This window comes from Bacillus sp. jun7, assembly GCF_051034795.1.
GTDB classification, from domain to species: Bacteria; Bacillota; Bacilli; order Bacillales; family Bacillaceae; genus Bacillus; species Bacillus velezensis.
This window is the reverse complement of sequence record NZ_CP093219.1, coordinates 2,556,488-2,582,690: the sequence shown is the minus strand read 5'-3', so window position 1 is coordinate 2,582,690 and position 26,203 is coordinate 2,556,488. Positions and strand designations below refer to the sequence as shown.

19 protein-coding genes, 3 pseudogenes and 2 riboswitches are annotated in these 26,203 nt (G+C 45.7%); of the genes and pseudogenes, 5 read left to right on the top strand and 17 right to left on the bottom strand.

The features are described from left to right. The first annotated feature begins 23 nt into the window (after positions 1-23). Both MJQ52_RS12545 and MJQ52_RS12540 read left to right on the top strand, forming a co-directional pair. Entirely contained in the window at positions 24-500 is a 477-nt protein-coding gene (locus MJQ52_RS12545; protein ID WP_044052789.1) for an LURP-one-related/scramblase family protein, read from the top strand. A gap of 84 nt (positions 501-584) precedes the next feature. After that, a riboswitch (SAM riboswitch) is annotated at positions 585-671 on the top strand. A gap of 77 nt (positions 672-748) precedes the next feature. Continuing rightward, a complete protein-coding gene (locus tag MJQ52_RS12540) occupies positions 749-1,885 on the top strand; it encodes a 5-methyltetrahydropteroyltriglutamate--homocysteine S-methyltransferase (protein WP_265210199.1) in 1,137 nt (378 codons plus the stop codon). Between the two features lie 33 nt (positions 1,886-1,918). On the opposite strand, the gene MJQ52_RS12535 is transcribed toward MJQ52_RS12540, so the two are convergent. After that, positions 1,919-2,800 (bottom strand): methyltransferase domain-containing protein, encoded by an 882-nt coding sequence (locus MJQ52_RS12535; protein ID WP_265210198.1) that lies wholly within the window; start codon positions 2,798-2,800, stop codon positions 1,919-1,921. Positions 2,801-3,163: 363 nt separating this feature from the next. Next, a riboswitch (purine riboswitch) is annotated at positions 3,164-3,264 on the top strand. Positions 3,265-3,403: 139 nt separating this feature from the next. Between MJQ52_RS12535 and MJQ52_RS12530 the strand changes: the two genes are divergently transcribed. After that, a complete protein-coding gene (locus MJQ52_RS12530; RefSeq protein ID WP_003150774.1) occupies positions 3,404-4,597 on the top strand; it encodes a NupC/NupG family nucleoside CNT transporter in 1,194 nt (397 codons plus the stop codon). 47 nt (positions 4,598-4,644) lie between these two features. On the opposite strand, the gene MJQ52_RS12525 is transcribed toward MJQ52_RS12530, so the two are convergent. The 4 genes from MJQ52_RS12525 to MJQ52_RS12510 all read right to left on the bottom strand — a co-directional run bounded on the left by MJQ52_RS12525 (position 4,645) and on the right by MJQ52_RS12510 (position 8,703). Next, positions 4,645-5,319, bottom strand: a complete 675-nt coding sequence (locus tag MJQ52_RS12525) for a DUF3298 and DUF4163 domain-containing protein (protein WP_058906441.1) — start codon at positions 5,317-5,319, stop codon at positions 4,645-4,647. Between the two features lie 140 nt (positions 5,320-5,459). After that, positions 5,460-5,708 carry a hypothetical protein gene (locus tag MJQ52_RS12520; RefSeq protein WP_046341506.1) on the bottom strand — a complete coding sequence of 83 codons (249 nt, stop codon included), beginning with the start codon at positions 5,706-5,708 and terminating at the stop codon, positions 5,460-5,462. Positions 5,709-5,782: 74 nt separating this feature from the next. After that, positions 5,783-6,466: a hypothetical protein gene (locus MJQ52_RS12515; RefSeq protein WP_043867549.1), complete on the bottom strand. Its 684-nt coding sequence runs from the start codon at positions 6,464-6,466 to the stop codon at positions 5,783-5,785. Positions 6,467-6,651: 185 nt separating this feature from the next. Next, positions 6,652-8,703, bottom strand: a complete 2,052-nt coding sequence (locus MJQ52_RS12510) for a catalase (RefSeq protein ID WP_094247377.1) — start codon at positions 8,701-8,703, stop codon at positions 6,652-6,654. A gap of 200 nt (positions 8,704-8,903) precedes the next feature. On the opposite strand from MJQ52_RS12510, the pseudogene citH reads away from it, so the two are divergent. Further along, positions 8,904-10,185 (top strand): annotated as a pseudogene (gene citH / locus MJQ52_RS12505) (citrate transporter CitH). Between the two features lie 41 nt (positions 10,186-10,226). On the opposite strand, the gene bglS reads toward citH, so the two are convergent. Both bglS and licT read right to left on the bottom strand, forming a co-directional pair. Further along, positions 10,227-10,958: a beta-glucanase gene (bglS, locus tag MJQ52_RS12500; RefSeq protein ID WP_003150769.1), complete on the bottom strand. Its 732-nt coding sequence runs from the start codon at positions 10,956-10,958 to the stop codon at positions 10,227-10,229. A gap of 245 nt (positions 10,959-11,203) precedes the next feature. Then, a pseudogene (licT, locus tag MJQ52_RS12495) lies at positions 11,204-12,036 on the bottom strand (BglG family transcription antiterminator LicT). Positions 12,037-12,207: 171 nt separating this feature from the next. Here licT and MJQ52_RS12490 point away from each other — a divergent pair. Then, positions 12,208-13,458 carry an MFS transporter gene (locus MJQ52_RS12490; protein ID WP_094247915.1) on the top strand — a complete coding sequence of 417 codons (1,251 nt, stop codon included), beginning with the start codon at positions 12,208-12,210 and terminating at the stop codon, positions 13,456-13,458. Between the two features lie 31 nt (positions 13,459-13,489). Here MJQ52_RS12490 and MJQ52_RS12485 read toward each other — a convergent pair whose 3' ends face one another. From MJQ52_RS12485 to MJQ52_RS12440, 10 genes and pseudogenes are all read right to left on the bottom strand, one after another. Continuing rightward, positions 13,490-14,929 (bottom strand): DEAD/DEAH box helicase, encoded by a 1,440-nt coding sequence (locus MJQ52_RS12485; RefSeq protein WP_007407785.1) that lies wholly within the window; start codon positions 14,927-14,929, stop codon positions 13,490-13,492. A gap of 54 nt (positions 14,930-14,983) precedes the next feature. Then, a complete protein-coding gene (locus tag MJQ52_RS12480) occupies positions 14,984-15,346 on the bottom strand; it encodes a hypothetical protein (RefSeq protein ID WP_094247375.1) in 363 nt (120 codons plus the stop codon). A gap of 57 nt (positions 15,347-15,403) precedes the next feature. Beyond that, the gene (locus MJQ52_RS12475; protein WP_043867552.1) at positions 15,404-15,664 is read right to left on the bottom strand and encodes a hypothetical protein; all 261 of its coding nucleotides are present in this window, start codon (positions 15,662-15,664) and stop codon (positions 15,404-15,406) included. Positions 15,665-15,680: 16 nt separating this feature from the next. Continuing rightward, complete coding sequence (locus MJQ52_RS12470) at positions 15,681-16,046, bottom strand: YxiJ family protein (protein ID WP_094247914.1); 366 nt, start codon at positions 16,044-16,046, stop codon at positions 15,681-15,683. A 1-nt stretch (position 16,047) separates the two neighbouring features. Then, on the bottom strand, positions 16,048-16,893 hold the full coding sequence (locus tag MJQ52_RS12465; RefSeq protein ID WP_094247374.1) for a DNA-binding protein: 846 nt from the start codon (positions 16,891-16,893) through the stop codon (positions 16,048-16,050). A gap of 11 nt (positions 16,894-16,904) precedes the next feature. Then, positions 16,905-17,498, bottom strand: a pseudogene (locus MJQ52_RS12460) (hypothetical protein). After that, entirely contained in the window at positions 17,480-17,611 is a 132-nt protein-coding gene (locus tag MJQ52_RS12455; protein WP_434181929.1) for a hypothetical protein, read from the bottom strand. Before MJQ52_RS12455 ends, MJQ52_RS12460 begins: the two are co-directional and overlap by 19 nt. 254 nt (positions 17,612-17,865) lie before the next feature. Continuing rightward, on the bottom strand, positions 17,866-18,183 hold the full coding sequence (locus MJQ52_RS12450; protein WP_102422084.1) for a hypothetical protein: 318 nt from the start codon (positions 18,181-18,183) through the stop codon (positions 17,866-17,868). A gap of 210 nt (positions 18,184-18,393) precedes the next feature. Further along, complete coding sequence (locus MJQ52_RS12445) at positions 18,394-19,152, bottom strand: Imm26 family immunity protein (RefSeq protein ID WP_094247373.1); 759 nt, start codon at positions 19,150-19,152, stop codon at positions 18,394-18,396. 16 nt (positions 19,153-19,168) lie between these two features. Then, positions 19,169-26,173, bottom strand: coding sequence for a DNRLRE domain-containing protein (locus MJQ52_RS12440; protein ID WP_094247372.1), 7,005 nt, complete (start codon positions 26,171-26,173; stop codon positions 19,169-19,171). Positions 26,174-26,203 lie beyond the last annotated feature (30 nt).

The window sequence follows — 26,203 nt, the reverse complement described above, 5'->3', positions numbered from 1 at the left end:
CAACATAAAAAAGGAGTTTTTTTATGTACCATTTTTACATCAAAGAGCGAATGTTTACGTTTAAGAATCGTTTTCAAGTGTTTCTTGAAAGCGGAAAAGAAGTCTACAATGTTGAAGGAAAGCTGTTTTCATTCGGTGATGAACTGAAGCTGACTGATTTGGACGGCCGCACGCTCGCCAGCGTCAATCAGAAACTGATGTCGCTCGTTCCCCGTTACGAGATTTCCGTCAGCGGCAAACCCGTCTGCCAAGTCATCAAGAAAGTCACGTTTTTCAAACCGAAATTTGAAATTTCCGGACTCGGCTGGGATCTTACCGGCGATGTGTGGGGCCGGAACTTTCAAGTGACAGACGGAAAATCAAACCGGATGACCGTCACCAAATCATGGATGAGCTGGGGCGATTCCTATCATTTGCAGATTGAAAAGGAAGAGGATATTGCTCTTTGTCTTGCGATCGCCATCGTGATAGATATGATTCTATTTGAGGGTGACAAATAAAAATATTTATCGAAATATATTGACAATATGAGAAAACATACTAAGATTAAGAGTATTACAGTTTATTCTGAAAAATAGCATATTTCCTTATCAAGAGAGGTGGAGGGACTGGCCCTATGATACCCGGCAACCGCTGTTCAGCAGAATGGTGCTAAATCCTGAAGATAAGGTTGAGATTTGCGGACGCAAACTCTTCCCTATCCGAGGGAAGAGTTTTTTATATTTCATCAGGAAAGAAGGAATCGTTCATGTCACAGCAAAACACAGAACAACCATTGCATACTCTTCTAAGAAAAAACCCGCCGTTTCGCGCGGATCAGGTCGGAAGCCTGCTGCGGCCGGCGGCTGTGAAGCAAGCCCGCCTGCAAAGAGCGGCGGGTGAGATTTCGGCAGAACAGCTGCGCGAAATCGAAAACAGAGAAATCATCCGCAGCGTGGAAAAGCAGAAAGAAACCGGCCTCAATGTCGTGACTGACGGCGAATTCCGCCGTGCCTGGTGGCATTTTGATTTTCTCGAAAATTTAGACGGGGTTGAGGCATTTACGCCTGAAAGCGGCATTCAGTTTCACAACGTACAGACGAAAGCGCGCGGCATTAAAGTAACGGGAGATATTGATTTTTCTCAGCATCCGATGCTCGAAGATTATAAATTCCTGCACAGCATTGCCGGCGATGCTGTTCCGAAAATGACCATCCCAAGTCCGAATATGCTGTTTTTCCGCGGAAAATTGGAAAAAGCGGCCTACCAGAATGATTACAAACAATTTCAGCACGATGTGTCAAAAGCGTATAAAAAAGCGATTCAGGCTTTCTATGACGCCGGGTGCCGCTACCTTCAGCTTGATGACACCGCATGGGCCGTTTTCTTATCGGAAGCGGGGCTTCGTCAGATTGAAGATTTCGGCACAACGCCGGATGAGCTGCGCAAGCTGTTTGCCGCTTCCATTAATGACGCGATCAAGGACCGCCCTGACGATCTGAAGGTTACGATGCATATCTGCCGCGGCAACTTCCAATCCACATGGACGGCTGAAGGCGGCTATGATGCAGCGGCTGAAACGATTTTTGACGGGCTTGACCTTGACGGATTGTTCCTGGAATATGATGATTCCCGCTCCGGCGGCTTTGAACCGCTCCGCTATGTCAAACGCTCTGATCTTCAGCTTGTGCTTGGATTGATTACATCAAAACATGGCGAACTTGAAGACAAGGACGCGATTAAACGCCGGATTGAAGAAGCTTCACAATATGTCAGCCTGGATCAGCTTTGCCTCAGCCCGCAATGCGGATTCGCCTCCACTGAGGAAGGAAACCTGATCACAGAAGAACAGCAATGGGCGAAACTTCATCATGTCGTCAGCATTGCCGGTGAAGTCTGGAAATAAAAAAAAGACACGCGATCAGCGTGTCTTTTCTGTTTACAGAGGACCGGTTCCGATTAAAATATCGATATCTATCGTAATATCCGCCGCTTTTCGGCTGATAAACCGCCGGATGCTTTCATCAGTACATTTCCATGTTAAGGGCGTCATTTTCACAAGCCGCTCGAGGTCAGGCTGCAATAAGGTCTTCGTGTAACACAGCCGTTTGCGCTCAAAGGTTTGAAAGCCCGCTTGGAATCGTCCGGCCGCAGAATCGGCGGTGTCATTCCGCCGAGGACTGTCTCCGAAGAAGAATTCCCTTACTTCCTTCAAATAATCACGCCGCGGCACCGCTTTAATGACTGTGCCGCCCTTTCGTAAAAGCCTGCTGCATTCCTTGTAATTCCAAGGTGATAAAACAGACATCACGACATCAAAACAGCTGTCGGCAAACGGCGCATCCGCCACATCAGCGACGGCAAAAACAAAATGATCCCCGAAGGCCTTTGCGGCATGCAGCACACCTTCTTTCGAGAGATCAATGCCGATTCCCGTCACGGAAAAAGCGGGCTGAAGCAATTTGCATACGGCGGCTAAATGAGTGCCTTCTCCGCATCCCGCATCCAATATCGCCGCCGTTGTTTGCGGAGATTGAATGCGGCTGATGATGGCGGCGATCTCCTTTTGAACCGGCCCAAAAAATTCCCGGCTGTCAAAAAGAGCGCGTCTCGCTTCGAACAGCTGCCTGTCATAGCGGGTTTTGACCGATTTATTGAGGAAATTCACATATCCTTGTTTTGATATATCAAATGTATGCCCGTGTCCGCACATCAAGCTTTGGAATTGTGAGACCGCCATGGCCGAACTGCATAGCGGACACCTGAATACGGACTGGCATGATTGCAGTAATTCCGCGCGTTTTCTTTTTATAGACGTCAATAAAAACACCTCATTCATTCGTTATTCCGATGAAATGAAAAAGGCATAGACAAATAAACCTCGCAAAATTGGAAGTTTAACCTATTTATCTATACCTCTCATTATCTGTAACGAATGAACTGAATGATCATGAAAATGACCCCTTTTCTGCCGTCTTTTGAAGGCGGTGCCCTCAGATCCATTTTATCAGCTGCATCCCGTCTTTACAATGAACCGGAACTGTTTTTCGGGGACTTTTTATACCTTTATTATCCAATTAATTGTGAACATCCTTTATTTTCTTTATTTATAATATAAATTTATTATTTTGAAAATATCTAAAAAGGTTGATTTTCAAAAATTGAAACGATAAAATACTGCTATCTCATGTAATATCGTTATTCTTGTATATGATCAGTAATATGGTCTGATTGTTTCTACCTAGTGCCGTAAAAGACTAGACTACAAGAAAGTTTGCATAAATTTGAACGAGTGAAAAGCATATGATGCTCTCAGTCTATTCTTTTCTTTTGGCTCTTATTTATCACACTTTCTGGCTTTCAGGAATTTGTGACGAATAAGAGCTTTTTTTATTTCCATAATACCCTTATAGGAGTTGCTCACATGTACTTTTTATTGAACATTGTCGGTCTCATTGTTGTCATGGCTGTTGTTTTCTTATGCTCTCCCAACAAGAAGAAGATTAAATGGCGTCCGATTGTCATGCTCCTCGTCTTTGAGTTTCTGATTACTTGGTTTATGTTAGGGACAAAAGTCGGCGGCTTTGTCATCGGGAAGATCGGCGCGTTCTTTACATGGCTGATTTCCTGCGCCAGTCAAGGGATTGCCTTCGCCTTTCCGTCTGTCATGGCGAACCCGACGGTTGATTTTTTCTTCAGCGCATTGCTGCCGATTATCTTCGTCGTGACCTTCTTTGATATGCTGTCGTATTTCGGTATTCTGCCGTGGCTCATTGATAAAATCGGCTGGCTGATTTCTAAAATATCCCGTCTGCCGAAGCTGGAGAGCTTTTTCTCCATCCAGATGATGTTTTTAGGAAATACGGAAGCTTTAGCCGTCATCCGCCAGCAGCTTGCCGCCGTCAGCAACAATCGGCTTCTGACATTCGGGCTGATGAGCATGAGCAGCATCAGCGGTTCGATCATCGGATCGTACTTGACGATGGTTCCGTCCACTTATGTGTTTACAGCTATCCCGCTGAATTGCTTAAACGCGCTTTTAATCGCCAATATGCTGAATCCCGTGGACGTTTCTAAAGAGGATGATATTATTTACGTTCCTTCAAAAGCGGAGAAAAAAGACTTCTTCTCCACGATTTCTAACAGTATGCTTGTCGGCATGAACATGGTCATTGTCATTTTAGCGATGGTAATCGGCTATGTGGCGTTAACGGCTGCGTTAAACGGCGTACTCGGACTGTTCATGCACGGTTTGACCATTCAAAAGATTTTCTCATACATCTTCAGTCCGTTTGCCTTCCTTCTCGGATTAGGCGTACATGACGCGATGTATGTCGCACAGCTGATGGGCATCAAGCTCGCGACGAATGAATTTGTGGCAATGGCCGATCTGAAAGGGCAGCTGAAATCACTTCCGCCGCACACGATTGCCGTGGCTACGACATTCCTGACATCATTCGCAAACTTCAGCACCATCGGTATGATCTACGGATCTTATCAATCTCTGCTTGATGGTGAAAAATCAGCCATCATCGGGAAAAACGTCTGGAAGCTGCTTGTCAGCGGAATTGCCGTTTCCTTATTGAGCGCGGCGATTGTCGGATTGTTTGTCTGGTAAAAGAAAAAAAGCGATACCGCTCCGTTTTGGAGTGATATCGCTTTTTTTTATTGATAGACGGATGCAGGCACGAAAACCTCCCGGATTCCTGCCGCGTACGGTCCGAGATCATATTGTCCGAACACAACGGCAATACCGTTTTTCGTAAAGAAGAAAGGTCTTTCGTTATTGAGGATGATCTCTTGTTTTTTGACGTCCTGGTCAAACAGATCGTTATGTTTCTTAATGTAGCCGTAAAGATAGTCTCTCGTTTTGTTGGCTTTCGTTTTTGTATTCAGCACATCATTGAGTGTGACCTGTTTTTTTGCGGCCAGGTCGTAATTAAAGGTCTGAACGGCTGTCAGCCCGTGTGCGCCGCCTGTGTAACTGTAGTTTTCCGTCTGAATGCTGAGCTTGCCGTCTTGATTATACTTCACCTTGAAATCTGACTGGTATTCCGCTTTGTAGCCTTGTTTTTCACCGTCTTTTTTGTTTTTTACATATTCTTTGTACGAGTTTTCAATATAGCGTTTGAAGTCCTGATTGATTTTCTTTTCAAAAGATGCGTTTCCCGTATTTGTGACCTCGGGGTACGTCAGCTGCTTTACATACTTATACGTCTGGCTTTTGACGACGGGCTTTGCGGTTTGCGCGGCCTCGGCTGAAGGCGCGAAACCTCCGAACGGCGCGGCTGTCAGCACGGTTAAGAGCACGGCCGCCATCATTTTGAATGCCTTTTTCATCACAACTCCTCCTTTTCATTACCGTTCCCTTTTTGAAAACGGATTACACTCTATAGACAGCGCAGATCAGCAAATTGTTTCTGGGCCTTCTTTCACATTTTCTCCATGAAAAAAAGAGACATGGATAATCCACGCCTCTTTTACCGTGAAGGTCTTTGCGCAATGGCTTCATAAACGGCTTCCGCCAAATCGGAGTTGCCGAACATCTCCAAAACGCCGATGACGGTTTGATCAGGAATCGGTTCTGATTCCTCCTTCGGCACGACAAGCTCTTCAGCCGTTTTTCGCAGCTCTTCGTTTAAAGGCTGTCCGGGGTAAGCCTTGCTGTAAATGGCCATCGGATCAAGGTCATGATTGACACACCATTGGGCGAACACCAAAATCATCATGTTTTCGTCACGCCGGTAATATTCTTCGAGTTGTTTTTCGGTAAACGGCTTCACTATGTATCCCTCTGCTTTTATTAATCTTCTACTTGAAGTTCCAAAGTTTCAATCTGCTTTCGAATAATTTGAATGTCTCTCTTAATTAATGTCCCCGGTACTATAATTTTTGCAGATTTTCCATTAGTAAGGGAAAAATCGAACCTTTGCATTTCAATAGTTCCTTGTTCTAACGCTTCTCTTGGAGTGCTGTTTTTTTTATCCATTAATGTTTCCTCTCTATTTGATTTTATTATTTTTTTATTTTTATGTATTATATTTGCGAATAAAGCTGACTCAATGAAAATCCTAGAAGCATATTCACTACTGTTATCTGAAATTTCATGGTATACATTTAAAATCTCAGGTAAATTATCTGGAATTGCTCCTTCACTTGAATACTTATTGAAAAGTTCAGCAAATAGTTCTGGTTGAAGAAATGCTGTTCTCAAAGCACTTTGAAAATCCTTCTCACTCATTGAATCAATTATCCTTTTGGAAAGTTGAGTCAGCTTATAATTACCAGAGGATCTTTCTAATAATCCAAAGTGTTTTAAGGATGCTATTTTGTTGCCTACAGCCCCGCTGTATTTTTTATATCCCAGAGCTTTTGTTATTAAGTCCTTTTCAATATCGCTATCTCCTGAATAACTTCTTATTAACTTAGCAAACTTTAAAGTATTTTCTAAATTAAATCGCGGAAATCCACGGCTTCTCTTTTTCATAAAACTCTCCTAACTTGTATCGCGAGATAATTACTAACTTTAAACTTATGTTAACTAAAAGTCAACTTCAGTTCAAGTAATATAGAGATTAAATTTTTTGTTTGTTCTATTATTAACTCAACTCTCGTTATTCTACTCTAATAACTTAAAAAGTGCCTCATTTTCAGAGGCACTCAAATATATTCTTATATGTTTCTATCCCAATGCCGATGCTCAGCCACGGCTTTCAGAAATTGTTCATGGTTTCCGTCCGGAACAAGACCGGGGCCGCTTTCGGTTCCGGCGGCGAGGGCGAGAAGTTCTTTTCCTTCACCGGAGGCGCCGATCGCTTTGTAATGGCTGAAAGCTTCGTTGACGAAGTCTCTGGCCGATTTTTGGGCTTTGAGGCTGTCTGTGCTTTGTTTTCCGCCCGGAATGAAAACAGCGTCGTACAGGACGGAATCCGCTGTCAGGAACGTGGCTGACGCTTCGAGCTCCGTGCCGTTTTCTCCCTTGACGGTTCCCAGCGCGGGGCTGATGATATCGGCTCTGACTCCCGCCTGTTTGCATGCGTCAAGCACTTGTTTGACTTTCTCATCAGAAAACCCGTGGTCGGTTAAAACCGCAACCTGCCTTGTCGCTGCCGTCTTCACCGTGTTTTCCTGGCTTAAGGCCGGGGAAGTGAACGTTTCATCAGATTCACGGTCCTTCGGCGGCGGGTTCACGCCGATTCCTTTCGCAACACGCTCGGCAAGCCCGGCGTCGACGTGACTGAAGACGTCAACCACCTGCTGCTGCACATCCTTGCTGTTCACTTTTCCGACCTCAAAACAGAACGCGGAGATGATATGTTCTTTTTCGGCGGGAGACATGCTGTTCCAGAACATCTTGGCCTGAGAAAAATAGTCATTGAAGCTCTCACTGCGCTGGCGGATTTTTCTGCCTTCTACTTTTTCCTGGTAATGAACGTATCCGCCTTCTTCTTCTGAGGCCGGCGACGGATCATTGTTCTGCAGGGAATTTTTATGATAGGCGACAGGGCCCTTATTAATCGTCATCCGGTGGTAGCCGTCGTATTGGTTGTTATGGAACGGGCAGACCGGCCGGTTGATCGGAATCTCGTGAAAATTCGGCCCGCCAAGACGGATGAGCTGTGTATCTGTATAAGAGAAAAGCCGGCCTTGAAGAAGCGGATCATTGGTGAAATCAATGCCCGGCACGACATTTCCCGGATGGAATGCAACCTGTTCCGTTTCCGCAAAGACATTGTCCTGATTGCGGTCAAGGGTCATTTTTCCGATCAGCTTGACGGGAACCAGTTCCTCCGGCCACAGCTTCGTCGGATCAAGGATATCGAAATCAAATTTAAATTCATCTTCTTCGTCAATCATCTGAACACCGAGCTCATACTCGACTTTGCCGCCGTTTTCAATCGTTTCCCATAGGTCGCGCCGGTTGAAATCGGGATCTTTCCCGGCAATTTTCTGCGCTTCATCCCATACGAGGGAATGAACGCCGAGCACGGGTTTCCAGTGGAATTTGACAAAGCGCGCTTTTCCTTTCGCGTTGACGAAACGGAACGTATGCACGCCGAAGCCCTCCATCATCCGATAGCTTCGCGGGATGCCGCGGTCAGACATCGTCCACATGACCATGTGCGCGGATTCAGGATTGTTTGCGACAAAATCCCAGAACGTATCATGAGCCGTCGCAGCCTGCGGCATTTCATTGTGCGGTTCCGGTTTTATGGCGTGAACGAGATCCGGGAATTTGATCGCGTCCTGAATGAAGAACACCGGAATATTGTTTCCGACGAGGTCATAGTTCCCTTCTTCAGTATAAAACTTCGTCGCAAATCCCCTGGCGTCACGGACGGTGTCAGCTGACCCCTTGGAGCCCGCCACTGTTGAGAAACGGACGAAAACAGGTGTTTTGACAGACGGGTCCTGCAAAAATTTCGCCCGTGTATATTCCGTCATCGGTTCGTACACCTGAAAATGCCCATGAACGCCGTACCCGCGTGCATGAACAACCCGTTCCGGAATCCGCTCGTGGTCAAAGTGCGTCATTTTTTCACGAAAATGAAAATCCTCCATCAGCGTGGGGCCGCGGACGCCCGCTTTTAAGGAATGCTCATCCTCAGACACGCGAAGCCCCTGATTGGTCGTCATTTTTTTGCCGCTGTTATCAGATCGGTACTGCTCAAGCTGTTCGTCCTTTGAGTGTTCATTTACTCGTTTGTTTTGATCATCACTCATGTCAGTTCCCCCTTCTAAAACGAAACATTCTACAGCACATTTACCCGCGGCGTTCTTCAAATAAACTGCTGATCCGCTCATTAGGATTTTAGGTCTGTATTTACATATGCGGTCATACACATTTTGAAATAAGCCCTTTTCACAGAAACAAAATGTGAAAACGCTTACCAAAACAGCTGTTGAACAGGGGAGGTCATATCGTGCTTGCCATACTCGGTTTTGTGATGATGATTGTCTTTATGTATCTTATTATGTCTAACCGGCTTTCCGCTCTTATTGCTTTGATTGTCGTTCCTGTTGTGTTTGCCCTGATCAGCGGATTTGGCAAAGATCTCGGCGGGATGATGATTCAGGGCGTTACAGACCTCGCTCCTACCGGGATCATGCTGTTATTCGCCATCCTTTATTTCGGCATTATGATTGACTCAGGTCTGTTTGATCCCCTCATTGCCAAAATCCTATCGCTTGTCAAAGGGGATCCGTTAAAAATCGCCATCGGCACAGCGGTTCTGACGATGACCATTTCGCTGGACGGAGATGGGACAACAACGTATATGATTACGATTGCGGCAATGCTGCCCCTTTACAAACGGCTCGGCATGAACCGTTTGGTGCTGGCGGGGATTGCGATGCTCGGTTCGGGCGTCATGAATATTATTCCGTGGGGCGGGCCGACGGCGAGGGTTTTGGCTTCCTTGAAATTGGACACGTCAGAAGTTTTTACGCCTCTGATTCCCGCTATGATCGCCGGCGTTCTCTGGGTGATCGCCGTTGCTTATCTCCTCGGAAAAAAAAGAACGGAAGCGGCTCGGCATCATTTCGATTGAACACGCGCCGTCTTCTGATCCGGAGGCGGCGCCGCTGAAGCGTCCCGCTCTCCAGTGGTTTAACCTGCTGCTGACTGTCGCTCTGATGGCCGCGCTGATCACCAGCCTGCTTCCCATCCCTGTTCTTTTTATGATCGCGTTCGCCATCGCCTTGATGGTCAACTATCCAAATGTCAAAGAGCAGCAGAAACGGATTTCGGCGCATGCGGGTAATGCGTTAAACGTTGTCTCAATGGTATTTGCGGCAGGCATATTTACAGGCATTCTCTCAGGCACAAAAATGGTCGATGCGATGGCGCATTCTCTCGTTTCCCTCATCCCTGATGCCATGGGCCCGCATCTGCCGTTGGTCACGGCGATTGCCAGCATGCCTTTCACCTTTTTCATGTCGAATGACGCCTTTTACTTCGGTGTTCTTCCCATCATCGCCGAAGCCGCTTCCGCTTACGGAATAGACGCCGCTGAAATCGGAAGAGCCTCCTTGCTGGGACAGCCGGTGCATCTGCTCAGCCCGCTTGTGCCATCCACCTATCTATTGGTCGGAATGGCAGGCGTCAGCTTTGGCGACCATCAAAAATTCACTATTAAATGGGCCGTGGGAACAACGATTGTGATGACGATTGCGGCGCTTTTGATTGGGATTATTTCGTTTTAATTAAAAAAGGATTTCCGCTGGCGGAAATCCTTTTCTGTACATTATTTTTTTGTATAGCGCACCCAGTCATAATGAGCGTATAGCGGATTTACACCATTGTAGGAACCGAGCCAGTCATCGACACCTATCCCATTCCACAAGTTCATCATGATCTTTCCCGGTGTTGTCGGGATTTGGCTTGTCGCAGTATGTTTTAATTGCCCATCGACATACCATTTAATAGAGTTCGGCTGCCAATCGAACGCATACGTATGATAGGCATTGGCCGCGTCAAATCCGAGATCCGCAACCTTCTCATGGTTTCCCGCGCCATTTGTATAATAATTAAATTGAACCTTTGTCGTATCTTTTCCTAAAAATTCGATATCAATCTCATCCCAAGGGGTACCATCCGTTGGACCTGTATAAGTGAAGAACGATGAAACGATCCCCGTGTTTTTAGCCGGTTTCATTCTGACTTCATAAAGTCCATAGCCATAGGTTTGAGCGGAGCGGTTCTCCCCGCAGTCAAACTTGTTATAAGACGGGCTTGTCAGCGCCAAACGCATTTCACCTGATGACGTCACGGATACATTATTTGCACGCCAAGTGCAGTTGAACATATCTCCATTGGAGTAACCATTTGCTTTTTGCCAGAAACCGGAGTTATAGCTGTTAAAAGGTTCAAAAAACGATCCGCCTGTTTGAGCTGATGCAGCAGAAGTGATCGCACACAAACTCAAAAACAATCCAGTGACAAGAATGAGCAGCACTCGTTTCATACGATAAAACATGTTGGCATTCCCCTTTCTTTAGCGATTTCTTTATCGATCATACATGATTCTGTTAAAAGGGAACATCGGTCAGAATAATGATAATAATGAATCTTAAAAAACCTAAATTACCATCAGCACAGTAAGAGATGATCCGCACTCATTGTAATTTAGGTTTTGCCTGCTTATGAGTAACAATCCTAACAAGATCATATGTGAATGTAAGAAAAAATGAATACAAGAAAACAAAAATGCCAACGCTTTCATTATGCTTGTTTGACTACCCTTTCTATGTGAATCGTTAAATACAGCAGCTCGTCACTGGTGAGCTTGTGCTCATACGCCCTCTCAATGCATGTTTGGATTTTCTTCGTGCATTCATACGCCCGATGATATTTTTCTTTCACTGTCTCCAGCAAAAAGTCGTCCTGGCTTTCCATATGTGTGCCGTTAAAAAGACGCTGCGCGAAAAACTTTATGTGGGTGACAAACCGATAATAGTGAAGCGATTCTTCGTTGAATTCAATCTTAAAATGGTATTTTACGATCCTCAAAATCTCTTGCATGACTTTTGTAATGTTGATGATATTGGGCATCTCTTCATTCAGCTCGGCATTTACAATATGCAGCGCAATAAAGCATGCTTCATCCTCCGGCAGAGACACGCCAGTCTTGTTTTTCACCATGGCCAACGCTTGTTTGCCGATTGCAAATTCGTCTTTGTACAGCCGTTTCGTTTCCCACAGCAAGGCGTTTTTGATATCCAGCCCTTTCTTATTGCGCTGGATCGCAAAGTTAATATGATCGGTCAGCGACACATAGATGCTGTCGTTGAGCTTTTTGCCGAGCTGTAATTTCGCATAGCTGATAATCTCCTCGGATACTTCCATACACTCGATCGGAATATCATACAAAAGGGTTTTGAACTTTTCGGATACATCTTTGTTATCGAGGGTGAATACTTTCTCAATGCGGGCTTCATCTGCCGGATCTCCCGTTTTCTTTGAAAAACAATGCCCCGGCCCATGATGACCAATTCCTGATTGCCTTCTTTGAGCACACTGACGACATTATTATTAATGACTTTCGCAATCTTCAATTCCGTCTCCCTCCCGCCTGACCATTTACCTGCTGCACCTTGATTGTACATCCTTTTTGTACCAGGTCAATTTCTCCAGGTCAATCAGAAAACGCCGTTCAGAAATCATTGTCCAACGATGAGGCAGAGGCGCATATAATGCAGAGAACCGGTTTTTGGGAAGGAGCGTGTGTGATGAAACAGTTTTCGAAAGAAGAAAGCAGCTGGATGCTGTATGATTGGGCCAATTCAGCTTATTCGGTCATTATTATGACGGCGGTGTTCCCCTTGTTTTTTAAAGCGGCGGCGGCGGAAAACGGCGTCAGCGCAGCTGATTCCACCGCTTATTTGGGCTATACGATTGCCGCCGCGACTTTTATTTTGGCGATGCTCAGCCCCGTCTTAGGAACGATTGCCGACTACAAAGGATGCAAGAAACGGTTTTTTGCCTTCTTTTTTCTGATCGGTGTGGCGGGCACCGCCGCGCTGGCTTTGATTCCCGGCGAATCTTGGATGCTGTTATTAATTTGTTATACGATTTCCACGATCGGCTTTGCCGGATCTAATGTGTTTTATGATGCGTTTCTCGTTGATGTGGCCGCAAAGGAGCGGATGAATATGGTGTCCGCCAGGGGGTTTGGACTGGGCTATATCGGCAGTACAATCCCTTTTCTCCTGAGCATTGCCGTGATTCTTTCAGCACAAGCGGAGGTGATTCCGCTGTCCGCCCAGACTGCGGGCCGCATTGCCTTTTTAATTACGGCGGCATGGTGGGGGCTGTTTTCGATTCCGCTCCTTCTCCGCGTCCGCCAGCGCTATTATATCGAGAGGGAGCCGCGGCTTGTGATCAGCAGTTTTATACGGCTGGCCGGCACGCTGAAGCAGATCAGGAAGCACCGGGCGCTGTTTTTGTTTCTGCTCGCCTATTTCTTCTACATCGACGGGGTCGGCACCATCATTACGATGTCCACGTCATACGGGGCTGACCTCGGTATCAGCGCGGCAAATCTGCTGATTGTTTTATTTGTCACTCAGGTCGTCGCCGCCCCTTTTTCAATTTTGTACGGGCGGCTGGCCGAACGGTTTAAGGGAAAAACAATGCTTTATGCCGGCATCGGCGTGTATATGATTGTCTGCACGTATGCTTATTTTATGGATTCCGCTTTTGATTTCTGGGTTTTGGCTATGCTTGTCGCCACTTCCCAAGGCGGTATTCAGGCGCTGAGCCGCTCTTACTTTGCCAAGCTTGTCCCCAAACAGAACGCCAATGAGTTTTTCGGCTTTTATAATATTTTCGGCAAGTTCGCTTCAATTATCGGCCCGCTTTTGATTGCCGTGACCGCCCAGCTGACCGGAAATTCGTCAGCCGCCGTGTTCAGCCTGATTTTGTTATTTGTGATCGGCATTGCCATCCTTGCGTTTGTGCCTGAGGAAACGGCGTAAAAAAAGCCTGCACGCGGCAGGCTTTCTTTTTTTATTTCTTGGCTTTATGGACTTTCAGTTTTTTGCCTTTGACCGTCGTATTTTTCATGATGTCAAGAACGTGCGGGCCTTTGCCGTTCAGAATTTCGACGTACGATGCGTTGTCCAGAATCGTGATAATCCCGATATCATCGGCTGAAACGCCGTCGATTTTCGCGATCGTCCCGACAAAATCGACCGCTCTGAGTTTTTTCTTTTTCCCGCCGTTAAAATACAGTTTCATGATGTCTTTGTTTAACTGTTCGCTTTTGTCTGTTTTGACATCGGGGCGGGCGTTCAATTTTTCCGCAAATGCCGCTTTCCGTTCCGCTGTTTCTTTTTCCGACGGCGCTTCCCGCTTTTGGATGCGGAAACCGATATATGTCTCAATGTCATTCAGAAACCGCGATTCAGACGGCGTCACAAACGTAACGGCCCGTCCGCGGTGTCCGGCGCGGCCCGTTCTGCCTGTGCGGTGCACATAGCTTTCTTTTTCAAGCGGAATATCATAATTGATGACGAGGCTGATGTTTTCGATATCAATTCCTCTGGCGGCAACGTCGGTCGCAATGAGATAGCGGAACTCGCCGCGCTTGAATTCATTCATGACGTCAAAGCGGTCTTCCTGCACCATGCCGCCGTGAATTTTATCGCAAGGGTAGCCCAGCCTGTCCAGCTCATCGGTTAACTGGATGACCCTTTCTTTTGTCCGGCAGAATATGATGCAGCTGTCCGGGTTTTCGGTGATCAGAACATCACGCAGCAAAGATGTTTTGTCTTCTTCTTCTGTTCTGGTGACAAAATGCTCGATGTCTTTTGTCGTCAGGCCTTCCGCTTTTACTTCAATCAATTCAGGGTCTTTCATATATGTGCGGCTCAGCTTCTCGACGTCATCCGGCAGCGTCGCTGAAAACAGCATGGTGACTCTGTTTTTCGGCAGATGCTGAATGATGGCTTCCACCTGTTCAATAAATCCCATATTCAGCATTTCATCCGCTTCGTCAATCACCACATACGCCAGCCGCTCAAGCGGCAGCGTCCCTTTTTCTATGTGATCAAGCACACGTCCCGGTGTTCCGGCAACGACGTGGCTTTTTTGCTTCAGTTCGGTTTTCTGTTTGTCAAAAGAAGCTTTTCCGAAAACCGCCGTGGCTTTTATCCGTTTGAAACGGCCGATATTCGTGATATCTTCTTTAATCTGCGCCGCAAGCTCGCGGGTCGGCGTTAAAATCAGGGCCTGCGGTTTGTTTTCCTCCCACTCCGCAAGCTCGCAGATCGGAATGCCGAAAGCCGCGGTTTTGCCGCTGCCCGTCTGCGATTTGACGACGAGGTCTTTTTTTTGCAGCGCGGCGGGGATGACGCGCCGCTGCACTTCAGTCGGCTCGGTGTATTGCAAGCCATTCAGCGCCCGTCGGATCTCGGGGCTGATCGCATATTCATTAAACTCATTCATGACTAAACTCCTTCTCTGTCCGGCTCCCCTCATTATACGCGAAATACCGCCGCTTTACCCTGACGTTTTGCCGGGCCGTTCGGGGGACTGCTTTTTCTTCATGTCGAGCACGACCCATTTGGCGCAATAAAAGCTCATGCTTCCTTCCCCGCCATCGACATAGTAGCGGATCGATTCCCAGCCGCTGTCGACCGGGCTATATCCAGATGGATGTCCAAGATCATCCAGCCGGGCAGACCTCACATCCTCAAAGCGCAGCACGGCATCATACTGTCCGTCCGTCAGCTTCAGCTCAAACACCGGGATTTTATCATAATACTCGTTATACCCGGTATAGAACGTAAACTCCGTCAATTCAAAACAACCCGGCGAATCCGGCCCCGGCAGAACTGCTTTCTCATGTTTGTGCCATTCCATTTTGCGCCTCCTTTTTTTCACCTGAATTGACATGTCTGACTCAAATGAATTTTTTTCTTACAAACCCCCATGAACTTCTTTATATTCCTGCATCCAATCTCTTAATTCTTCTAACGTATGCAGATACGCATCAGGCGAATCTTTCAGATCAAACCCGCTCAAATATACGAGCATCTCCCAAACGGTTTCGTCCTCAACCGCCGGATCACCTGCACTCACATACTCAGACGCCCAATCCGACACTTCTTCCCTCGCCGCTTGACCGTTCAGGATCAGACCAGCCTTTTTCAGACATTCTGCTATTGTTGGTTCTTTCACGTCAGAAGCCTGCCTTTCATTTCTTGTTTAAAATGCTGACTAACAGCCTCCTGGCCCGTTCATGCCGCCCGATTTCCCGGCTGAGCTCCGGATAATCCATTAAAGCGTTTTTCAGCTGCGCATATTGCGGATACAGCTCAAAAAAGGATTTATATAAGGCTTTACGCTGCCGTGCAGGCATTTGTTTATTCGCCAACACAAAATCTAAGCTGCCGCAGACAAGTGCGAAGTATTCATAAAAATCCCCAGCGCAGGCAGCACCCTCAAAGTCTTCTTCGAATCTCCCTGCATCTGAAGGCAGCGGCCCCTCTAATTCTTTTTTGTATAATTTCAGGTTTCGGATGACGTCATCATTTAAAGAATATCTGTTGGATTTCATCATCTCATTTTGATGCTTTTCCATTACTGATATCCCGCTTATAAATCCCCGAATTCGAGACCGCGTAAATGGCATTGCCAGTCAGCTTCAGCTGATGCCCGGAAAGCTCATCGCCATCCGCATCACAGCACGTTATCTCTTGCATCGGCAGACTGACATCTGCCGGAATGAAAGACAGTGAATGATCATCTTTGCATACCCAAAACCCGTCATCTGAAATCGCTAGCTGGTCGTAAACCCCGGAATATGCTTTATCAGAAACAATCCAAACTCGTTTCACGTCGGTTTCATCAAACGCAGCAATGATTGTATAAGCGTAATACAGCATGTAGATCAGTCCATCTTTTTCTGCAAGCGCATAGCAGTCATCTACAACGGGCGCATATATTTCTGAAAGCTGTTGATCAATGTGGGTTTTCTTTAGCTGCCCGTCTAAAGTGAAGCACAGCACACTGTGCCCTTCAGGATTTTCATCACTATAAATACCTTCATCACTTAAACCGATCCACAGGTTTTGTTTTTCATCCAAAAGACTGCATGAAACCCCTGAAGGGAGAGAAAATGCACTTTGTTCTGTTCCTTCTGCTGAAAACACTTTCACTTTATACTCATGCGATTCAAAGAAAATCAACACATACCAGTCAGCCGAACTCTGTTGGAACAGCATAATATCCTCATACGGGATTTGTTCATCGATATGAATCACTCGCGTATCGCCCGATTTGTCGATGATCGTAAACGAAAGCCCGCCATTCTGATGCCGTCCGAGATACAGACGCCCGCAGTTATCAAAATGGAAGAAACGTCCTTTTATTGATTCTTCGACTATCTTATTCATTTTTATTTTCATGTCATTGCCCCTTATTTATAATGCGCGGTGAGCTTTTTTTGAAATTCATCCGGAACAGTCTGATCCGGGAATACAACTGATATCCAGTCTAAAACATGATCATCTAACGGCCTCCATGATTCTAACGTTTTTCCCGCAATCTCCTGATCAATGCCTAAAATACAAATTTCAAATTCTCTCTCTCCGTAAATCGCCCACTTTAAAGTCGGTGAAGCCCAAACAACACGAGATGCAATTTCCATGATACAGTTGTCTTCACTGTGTTTTGGATAATCCGTTAAAATGGATAGATATTCATCTTTGGTTATATTCAAGGGGATTTTTAACCAGTCAAAATATCCGAATTCCCCGTAAAACCGATTTATATCATCTGGGTGTTCCAGAACAGCCATTAAGATAAAATCATCGTGATGATGATGCGCCAAACTTTTGAGCATCTCCTAGCCTTCTTCAGACAATACCCAGTGGAATTCTTCGAATAGGTGATAATGTTTTCGTTGTTTAAATACTTGTTCGGGCAACGTTTTGTCTTCACGAAATAAGGAATATATTTGGGATTGAAAGACTGCCGATTCCTTTGTGTTTTTTATAAAAAAGGGATGCATCTTGTACCTCTTTTCGGCGGTTTATACACAAGCTCACAGCCGTATTCCGTGTGAAATAAAAAGAGAGCAAATAAGAAGGATGGCTCAACTAAAGTAAAACTGTTAGAAAGCATCCGGCTTTCAAAATCTATAAAATCCATGAGAAAGAATATCTTTACTCACTAGGTCACATGAATATATTGAGTTGTATTTCAGCGGGTTAATCACATCCAGATTCCCTATAGCCCTCAATGATTCTTTTTGTGAATTTATAGGAGTGCTCATATTACCTCCGCAAACGGTTTCCCGCGTAAAAGCGGTTTTGTTTGTAAGAAAAGAGAGGCTGGGAACCTCTCTTCATATTAATAGATTAGGATTCATTTAACATTTAAATCATTTCTGCCGCTTCTAAGTACAATTCATTTATCCTATTTTGAATTTCTTTTGCGATTTCTTCATCACTTTCTAGATCTGATAAATATCCCGCTTTACCTGAAAACAACTTTTTTTCACAAACCCATATATCTAAATGGTCTATACAATAGCCACCTTCATTATCGTGAAAGTCGGTACCATCCAAATAAGCTGCAGAAAAAAATATCAATGAATGATAGGTATTCTCAAAACAATCTGAGGGCTGTACCTCTTTTCCGATCTCCTTTTCGTCTCCGACTCTTCCAAAAGCAGCTTCAATTTCCAATCCCATTTTTCTAAACTTTTCTTGATTGTTTTCTATTGTTTAATGCGATTCGTTCAAATTGTTTTTCTATTTGTAAGATCTCTTTCTGTGTAATAGAATTCAGGTTGATTTTTTTTATGTTATGCCTCGTTCAGCATTCAAAACACTTACTACTGTCAGTTTCTGCACAGTAAGTATCCTATAACATTAATTTCAAGAATGTAAGGAATCAGTCTTTTACAATTCATTCTTTATGATTTCTTCCATTGACATTCCTTCAAAATATTTATAGAGAATAGATTCTACAGCCGAATGTCCAAATATACCTAATGGGTTAGGGATGTCCTTGCCCGTTTTCTCATCTGCCTCTGCTAATTCATCTTCTGATGCAAATGAATCGCCTTCACTTATGAGATATTTACCGTCTTCATATAAAACAAATTTTAATTGAGAATGACTGTTTTTCTCTATGATCTCTTGAGGCATCTTGGATATTACTTTCCAATCTCCTTGCAGAAAACCTGTGTGCCCAGTATTAGCCGCAAATATTTTCTTATTTTCTTCTTTCATTAGACGAATGATTTCTTCTCTGCTAAGTGTATTTTCAGTGAAAATATTATAATACTGAATAAGAATGTCATCGTCTTTATTTTTTGATAGATCACCTTCAATGACCCAAGCATAAGTATACTTCCCGATCTTATCCAAAGGTATTTGAATAACAGCTCCCGGTATTACTTTAGCTATTGGTTTCACTTTCCTGGTCGTTGGCTTTATTTCTACTATTCGCTTATCAACTAACTCTGTGAAAGAAGAATCTCCATTTGTATTCATTACGGTAACTATAGTTGCTAAGAATTCTTCTAATATCGGTTCTCTATCCAGCTCTCTCTTATATAATTCACAAAATTTTTCTACAGCATCAAAACATATATCTAAGCCTTCATCACTAAGTAAAACTTTCTTGTTTTTATATTCTTCTTCCCAATATCCCAATAGAACAGTCTCCTCTCTACTTATAAAATCTTCTTGAAGAACTCATATAATACTTATATTTTTTATTTTTACGACTTATTGGTCTGATTTTATTTCGAAGTTTTTTCTTACCTCCATACTTTAAGTAATACCGATGCTCTAACCCCCTTGCTTGAGCATAAGTTAATCCTCCTCTTTTCTTAACCATTCGCGTATCTGGATGGTTTTTTTTGTGAACAGCGGCTCGTTTTTTTAGATTCTTTGATCTTCCGACATAAACAACTTTCTTTCCTTTTTTTAAAACATAGACAGAATGAACCGCTTTATAAGCCCGACTAGCACCCTTAAATAACTTCCCAGGACCAAAGTTCGAAGCTGCTGCCCAGGCTGCACCTCGCCAGCCCTTACCAGATTTATAAGCCTTATACCCATCATAAGCCGCAAAGCCGGCGTTAATGGCTAGCCATACCCAATGCCCATCCGGATCGACGTTCATGACTGGGTTGTTGTTTCCGTATGCATACCCATTCTGATCCAGTGAATCGCCGTCACTTCCCGGGTCTGGGTCGAGTGATAAGAATACGCCGTTTCTTGGTTCGTAGTAGCGGGCCATGAGATAGTACAAGCCGGTTTCTTCGTCGTATTGGTAGCCTGCGTAGCGGTAGCGGTTGTCTTTTACTTCTTCGCTTGCTTCGGTTTTTGTCGGATTTCCCCACGCATCGTACTGATATTTGGCAACGGCTTTTCCGGTGCTGTCTGAGATCGCGATGACGTCACCGTGTGCGTTGTAGTGATAGAAATATTTCTTGCCGTTCTCTGTATAGGATAACAGCTGGCCGCTGTCACCGTACGTGTATGATTTTGTGACGTTGTTGTCGGCGTCTGTTTCATACAGGACGTTCAAGCTGTCTCCGTCGTAGAAGTAGTTCGTGACGTTTCCGTTGACGGTTTTTTGGATTCTGTTTCCTTTTTCATCGTATTTGTATGTTGCGAACGGCTTGTCTTCGCCTTTTTTCGTGACGGCGGTCAGGTTGTCTTCCGCGTCCCACGTATATGTGTATTTGCCGTCAGATATGCGGTTGCCGTTTTTATCATAAGACATGTCTTCGTCATTCACCTTCGTCAGCTGGTTCATGATGTTGAAGGATGCGTTGACTGATTTGCTTGCGCCGTCCTTTGTGGTGGTAACATTTGTCCGGTTGCCGAAGCCGTCGTACGTATATTGAATGACGGTGCCGTCTTCATGGGTTTCTTTGACGAGCTGGTTGAGCTTGCCGTATTCGTACTGCACCTTTCCGCCCGCTGAGCTGTCGATGACCGTGCGGTTGCCGTTGGCGTCGTATTCATAGCTTTCCCGGAAGATGCTGCCGCCGTTTTTGGCTCCGATATGAAGAGAGCTGACGAGATTCCGCTCATCATATGAAAAACTTGTGCCGACTTCATTGCCGCTGATGAATGTCTGGACATTACCGTTTTCATCATAATCAAATGTATAGGCTGAAGTGCCGTCTTTCATTTCAATCATTTGATCAAGTTTGTTGTACGTAAAGCTGTTTGTTCCTTTTTGGCCGCCGTGGCTCCATGAGAAAGTTTTCAGCTTATCTGAATCAGCCGGATACGTCCAGCTTTGGCTGCCGCCGCGGTCGGTTAATTCGGTCAGGCGGTTTTTGTTGTCAAAGGTGCGTTTTTTCGTTGTATTTTGTTCTTTATTTGTGACCGACGTTTCATTGCCGTTTTTGTCATAGGTAAAGTTGTATTTTTCAGTGCCGTTATACGCTTTTGACTTAACCCGGTCGGTGCCGTCATAGGTCAGCGACACTTCATTGCCGTTGGCGGAAACGGTTTTCGTCAAGTTGCTGTTGGCGTCATATTCACTCTTTAATACATTGCCGAGCGGGTCGGTTGTTTTGACGAGCTTGCCCATGACGTCATATTCATATTGATAGGTCTGGTCTGCGCCGGCCCGAATCGTTTTTGTCAGCTCATTTCCTTCCTTGTCATAGCTGTGAAGGATGGATGTGCCGTTTGACAAGGTCAGCTTTGTCAGCTGGTCGGCCTGATCGTATTCGTAGGCGGTTGTTTCGCCTTTCGCGTCGGTTTCAGACATTTTCTTTCCAGTCTCGTCATATGAAGCAGTGCTTGCATACCCTAGTTCGTCTTCTTCTTTTGTGACGTAGTTTCCTTTTTCGTCATAGGTGTTTTTCGTCAGGATGCTTCCTTCGATTAAACGGATATCATCAAACCACGCCGTTCCTGTGGCGCTTTTTTGGAATAGAATGCTGATTTCGATTTTATTGATCGGCTTTGTTTTCGGAATGACTGCCGCCGCCCGGTTCCATTCCTGTGTCCCCTGCGGGAATTTGGCGGTGTAGACGCCTGTCGTGCCGTCCGCATAAGTGACGCCGGCCTGAAGCGCGTAATCATTGTCGTTCGTTAATTTTACGCCGTCAGCCTTGGACATCCCTGTCAGCGTGATATATACCGGCTTATCGTCCGCGCTTTGGCCTAATGTAATGGTTTGTTTTGCGGCCGCATTGGCTTGTGATGCATTTGTGCGGGACGCTTTTAATGAGCTGTCATCATCGAAGCCTTCATCAAGGTCAGCGGCGGTTCCGCTTGTGCTCCATCCGTCTGTTTTGGCCGTGAAACTGCTGTTTTGAACCGGGTTATAGCTTGAAGAGACTTCGCCTTTTTCCAGCTGAACCTGATCAAACCACGCTTTTCCTTTGCCGTCCTTGTCTTTATGATCCACTTCCATATAGACGATGGCTTTTCCTGCATTGGCCGGTGTTGTAAATGTAATCTGCCGTTTCGTCCAGTCATTCTTTCCGGCTAATGCGCCTGATTCATTGTGAATCCATTGAATGCGTTTTTGGTCTTTGTCACGCAGATCAATGTTGAAATACGCTCTCGCCTTTGTCAGATCCGTTTTGATTTGGCCGCTGAGTGTATACGTCGTATTCGGCTCAAGCTGCACTTCCTGCGTTGCGGACGCATGGCCGTGCTCTGTTCCGGCTGAAGCGGATTGTGAGGTGATCTCCAGTGCTTTTTGTCCGGACAGCGCGCCGCTTCTTGCTTTTACAGACGCGATGCTTCCGCTGTCTCTCGTAGCGGTGAGATTCCAGCCCAGCTTTGTTGCTTCAAAGCTGCCGTCTTTCAGCAGGCTTGCCGAAGCTGCCAGCTCTTTGCTTGATTGAATGAGATTACCGTATTTGTCATACACGGCGGCGGATGAGGATTTTCCGCTTTGATCCGTTTCAGAAACGGCATCCAGTCCGTCGTACGCAATATCAGTGATGTTCCCCTCGGTATCCTTCATTTTCGTTACGTCATTGTTTTTGTTGTACTGATACGTTTCGGTGCCGTAGTTGTCTTTTACGGCTGTGACGTTGCCGTCTTTATCATATTGATAGCTTTCTGTCGCTTTGCCCGCATCCGCGTCGTTCGGATCGGTGTCCTGAATGACGTTGTTGCCTTCGTATACAGTGTTGGTCGTGATTTTCAGCCCTTCGGCATCATCGATCATCTGAATCGGGTTGCCCGCCTCATTATAGCCGTACTGCACTTTGCGGCCGTTCGGCTGCGTCATGAGCAGCGTTTTTTTGTCCGCGTCATAGCTGTAGTCGTACGTTTCTTTTTTCGCATTGACGGCTTTGGTCAGACGGTGGCCGCTGTATTGGTATTCAGTGAACAGCGGTTTGTCATCCGTGCTGTTTGCGGAATACTGCTTGACGAGGCGCCCTTCGGCATCATAGTCGTAGCTTGTGACGCTGCCGTCAGTATCCGTCACCTTTTTGAGAAGGTCTTTGTCATATGAATACGAAATCTTTTTGTTTTTCGGCCCTGTAAGAGATGTGACATGGCCGTTTTCATCATAGGTAAATGTCAGCTTGCGCCCTGATGCGTCTGTTATGGCGGTCAGCTGATTGCTGTCGTTATATTCGTATACGGTTGTGTTGTTGTGTCCGTCAACGACTTTTTGAAGCTTGCCGCCTTTTTTGCTGAAATAAGCGTTCGTCTGATCCTTTGTTTTTAATACAAATTGGTCGCTTGTTTCCCTCAGTTCGAGATAAACACCCGTCGGCGGCTGATACGTGCCGTCAGATTTTTTCGTGAAGACATGTGTTGTCGCGTCCTCATCAATATAAACGGCTCTGCCGTCTTCAGAAAGAATCGACGTTTCCGCATCGGCATACCAGCCTTGGCCGAACATATGGTCAGAGCTGTCAAGGCTGTTGAAGGTCCGGGAGAGTCCGAGCCCCGGTCCGCGTCCGTCGATTGACATATCTTCTTCATTGACGATGACATTTCCCGTCGCGCCGTTCAGCTGTCCGTCCGGAATGTCGATAATAGACCAGAATTCTTCCGTTCCGAGAAATTCCGCACCTTCATGGAAAACAGGGTTAAAAGGTGCCGTCGGTATACTGTCACCATTTGCGTCATAGGCGGTCAGCGTAAAGGAATAGTTCTTCTTCCCTTTGTAATTGCCGTTTGCGTTTTCGTAAACAGGTGAAGGGTCAAGCGCCAGTTCGCCGCCCTTTCCGTCCGTGTGAAGCTGGAATCTTCCCGCTTTCACTTCATCGGCTGACGGCCAGATGTGTTTATTTTGGGTCGTCCAATGATCGGTATCCCCGACATCGAATGATTGATAGTCTTTTCCGTTGTAGATGTTGATTTTGTAGCCTTTCGCGTTTTTGACTTTATCCCATATGAGATTGACATAACCCGTTTGGCTCGATTTCGTGTTCGTATAGACGTAGCCTGTCAGATTTTTCGGCTTTGCGATATCAGGCAGCGCCGGACTTGATTCCGGTGAGGCGATCGCTTCTCCGTCTTTGTTATAGGCAATGACTTTAAATCCGTAGGTTTTCCGATTCGCATCTCCGCCGGCGTTTTTATAAACGGGGCCCGGGTTAATCGGCAATTCCGCGCCTTTTTTGTCTTTCAGGTGAAGCGCATATTTTCCGGCGCTGATTTCCGCCTTTGTCGGCCAGATGTTTTGATTTTTTGTGGACCAGGATGTTTTATTTCCGAGGTCAAGCGTTTCAAAGCTTTTGCCGTTAAAGACTTGCATTTTATACCCTGCTGCGCCTGATACGGCTTTCCAGGAAAGATCAAACCAGCCTGTGGCGTTGTTGTTATTAAAGCCTTTCGTGCTTGGTTTCTGAACTCTGCCAATATTCGGAATGACGGGCTTGGCGGCCGCAGACATGGCGCCTTCTCCCTGGTCAAACACCGCGCTGACCGCGACCCAGTAATTTTTACTTGCCGGATAGCTGCCGCCGGAGTTTTTATAGACCGGCGAAGGATTAAGCGCTAATTCACTTCCGCCTTTTCCGTCTGTATGCAGCTTATATTTGCCGGAGTCGATTTCCGCTTTTGTCGGCCAGATGTTTTTTCCTTTTGTGCTCCAAGAGGTTGTATTGCCGACAGAAATGGCTTGATATTCTTTCCCGTTATAAAGCCACACTTTATAGCTTTTGGCGCCTTCAGCTTTTTTCCAGCTGATATTGAAAAATCCTGTCGAATCTCCGTTATGATACGCTTTGACAGACGGCGTGTCCGCCTTCGGAATCGTGTATGTCACTTCAATGTATGGTTTTTTAGCAGAGTTTGCTGATGACATCAGCTTTTTCCAATATTCTTTTCCGTTTCCGTTTGTGTGAAGCTTAAAGCCGTAATTGGCGCCGCCGCTGTTCCACGACTTGACTGCGGATGTGACATCGAAGCTTGCCCATTGGCCTTTATAGACCTCGGCTTTGCCGATGTTTTTGGAGCCCGGCTTGTTTTTCCACGTGATCTTGGCATTGTCGTAATTGCTGTTTACGGTGTCGAGCCAAAGCCCCGTCGCCTTTGATCCGTAATAGGAGTGGGCTGTGTATGCTTTAAGCGTCGCTTTTGTCACCGTCATGTTTTTGATCGGCTTTAGATTATCAAACTTCATAAATGCGTAGTTCGTTCCGGTTGTGCCGTCATAATAACCTGTTTTCAGCACGTACGCTTTCAATCCGGCGTCCCATTTCTGCGACGCGGCAGAGTAGTTTGTCGTCGGGTACGCACTCATGACAAAGGTATCGGATGACACGGATACTGATGTGGAAGGATCAATAGATACCGGATAAACCCGCTTGGGATCTTTCAGCCATTTTTCATCGGCCGTTACATGCAGCAAGTAGCCTTCGCTGTTTTTTTCAAGCTTGAAGCTGACACCTTCTGACCTGCTGACCTCACCTGACTTCTCGTCGAGATCTGAGTCGGTCATAAAAGGCTTCGGCACGGTGTAGACGACATTGTCTTTGTCATCAGAAAACGCGATCGAGCCGTCTTCCTGTTCTTTAGCCTGAAGGTCGGTTTTGATTTGAAAGGTGAAGGAATTGTAGCCTTCATATTTGTGAAGCACAAGGTCTTCTTTTATGTTTTCGTTAAATGTGTAGGTTTGTAAATCAATAGCAGGAAACACTTGCTGATACGTAAGCTCGTTGCTGTCTTCCTTCACTTTTGCTGAGGCATCTGTCGGAGTGATTGCAGCCTGATCGGGGCCTTTTGCGCCGGTTAATGAGTATGTGAGCTTATGATCACCGTGTTCAAATGTAGCGTATAATCCGTTTTTCATTTGCTTCAGAAAATCGGAGTTCAGCACTGTATTTTCCGTCCCGACATCCTTTGAGCCGGTTTTCAATTCAGGAGAAATGTCTTCCCAGTCCGCATTGGCGGTTTCTTTCGTATGAATGGGGTCTGTGTAGATTTCCTGTTTGTATACACCCTCGCCCTCATAATAAAGTTTTGAATTCTCAGTTCTTTCAGACGTGATCTCACCGTCTTGATTGATATCTTTTTGATCAAACGGCATCTGCTCGGATGCTTTTTCCGCCGGAAGATCTTTTTCCGGGTCTGCTGCCGGAATGGCGGCGGTTTTCGCTTGATCTTGTTCTTCACGCGTTTCTGCCGCAAATACATCGGCAGGCGCAATGGAAATCATAAGCGTTGCCGCAAGAGTGCCGGCCAGCCATTTTTTCCACTTGTTCTTTTTTCCTATTTTCATAGGTTCTCCTCCTTCTTTTGTAATATAGGC

Coding starts and splice junctions, on each gene's coding strand:
- MJQ52_RS12545 (WP_044052789.1), top strand. CDS start 24: ATGTACCATTTTTACATCAAAGAGCGAATGTTTACGTTTAAGAATCGT.
- MJQ52_RS12540 (WP_265210199.1), top strand. CDS start 749: ATGTCACAGCAAAACACAGAACAACCATTGCATACTCTTCTAAGAAAA.
- MJQ52_RS12530 (WP_003150774.1), top strand. CDS start 3,404: ATGTACTTTTTATTGAACATTGTCGGTCTCATTGTTGTCATGGCTGTT.
- MJQ52_RS12525 (WP_058906441.1), bottom strand. CDS start 5,319: ATGAAAAAGGCATTCAAAATGATGGCGGCCGTGCTCTTAACCGTGCTG.
- MJQ52_RS12520 (WP_046341506.1), bottom strand. CDS start 5,708: ATGATGATTTTGGTGTTCGCCCAATGGTGTGTCAATCATGACCTTGAT.
- MJQ52_RS12515 (WP_043867549.1), bottom strand. CDS start 6,466: ATGAAAAAGAGAAGCCGTGGATTTCCGCGATTTAATTTAGAAAATACT.
- MJQ52_RS12510 (WP_094247377.1), bottom strand. CDS start 8,703: ATGAGTGATGATCAAAACAAACGAGTAAATGAACACTCAAAGGACGAA.
- bglS (WP_003150769.1), bottom strand. CDS start 10,958: ATGTTTTATCGTATGAAACGAGTGCTGCTCATTCTTGTCACTGGATTG.
- MJQ52_RS12485 (WP_007407785.1), bottom strand. CDS start 14,929: ATGAATGAGTTTAATGAATATGCGATCAGCCCCGAGATCCGACGGGCG.
- MJQ52_RS12480 (WP_094247375.1), bottom strand. CDS start 15,346: ATGGAATGGCACAAACATGAGAAAGCAGTTCTGCCGGGGCCGGATTCG.
- MJQ52_RS12470 (WP_094247914.1), bottom strand. CDS start 16,046: ATGATGAAATCCAACAGATATTCTTTAAATGATGACGTCATCCGAAAC.
- MJQ52_RS12465 (WP_094247374.1), bottom strand. CDS start 16,893: ATGAAAATAAAAATGAATAAGATAGTCGAAGAATCAATAAAAGGACGT.
- MJQ52_RS12455 (WP_434181929.1), bottom strand. CDS start 17,611: ATGCTTTCTAACAGTTTTACTTTAGTTGAGCCATCCTTCTTATTTGCT.
- MJQ52_RS12450 (WP_102422084.1), bottom strand. CDS start 18,183: ATGGGATTGGAAATTGAAGCTGCTTTTGGAAGAGTCGGAGACGAAAAG.
- MJQ52_RS12440 (WP_094247372.1), bottom strand. CDS start 26,173: ATGAAAATAGGAAAAAAGAACAAGTGGAAAAAATGGCTGGCCGGCACT.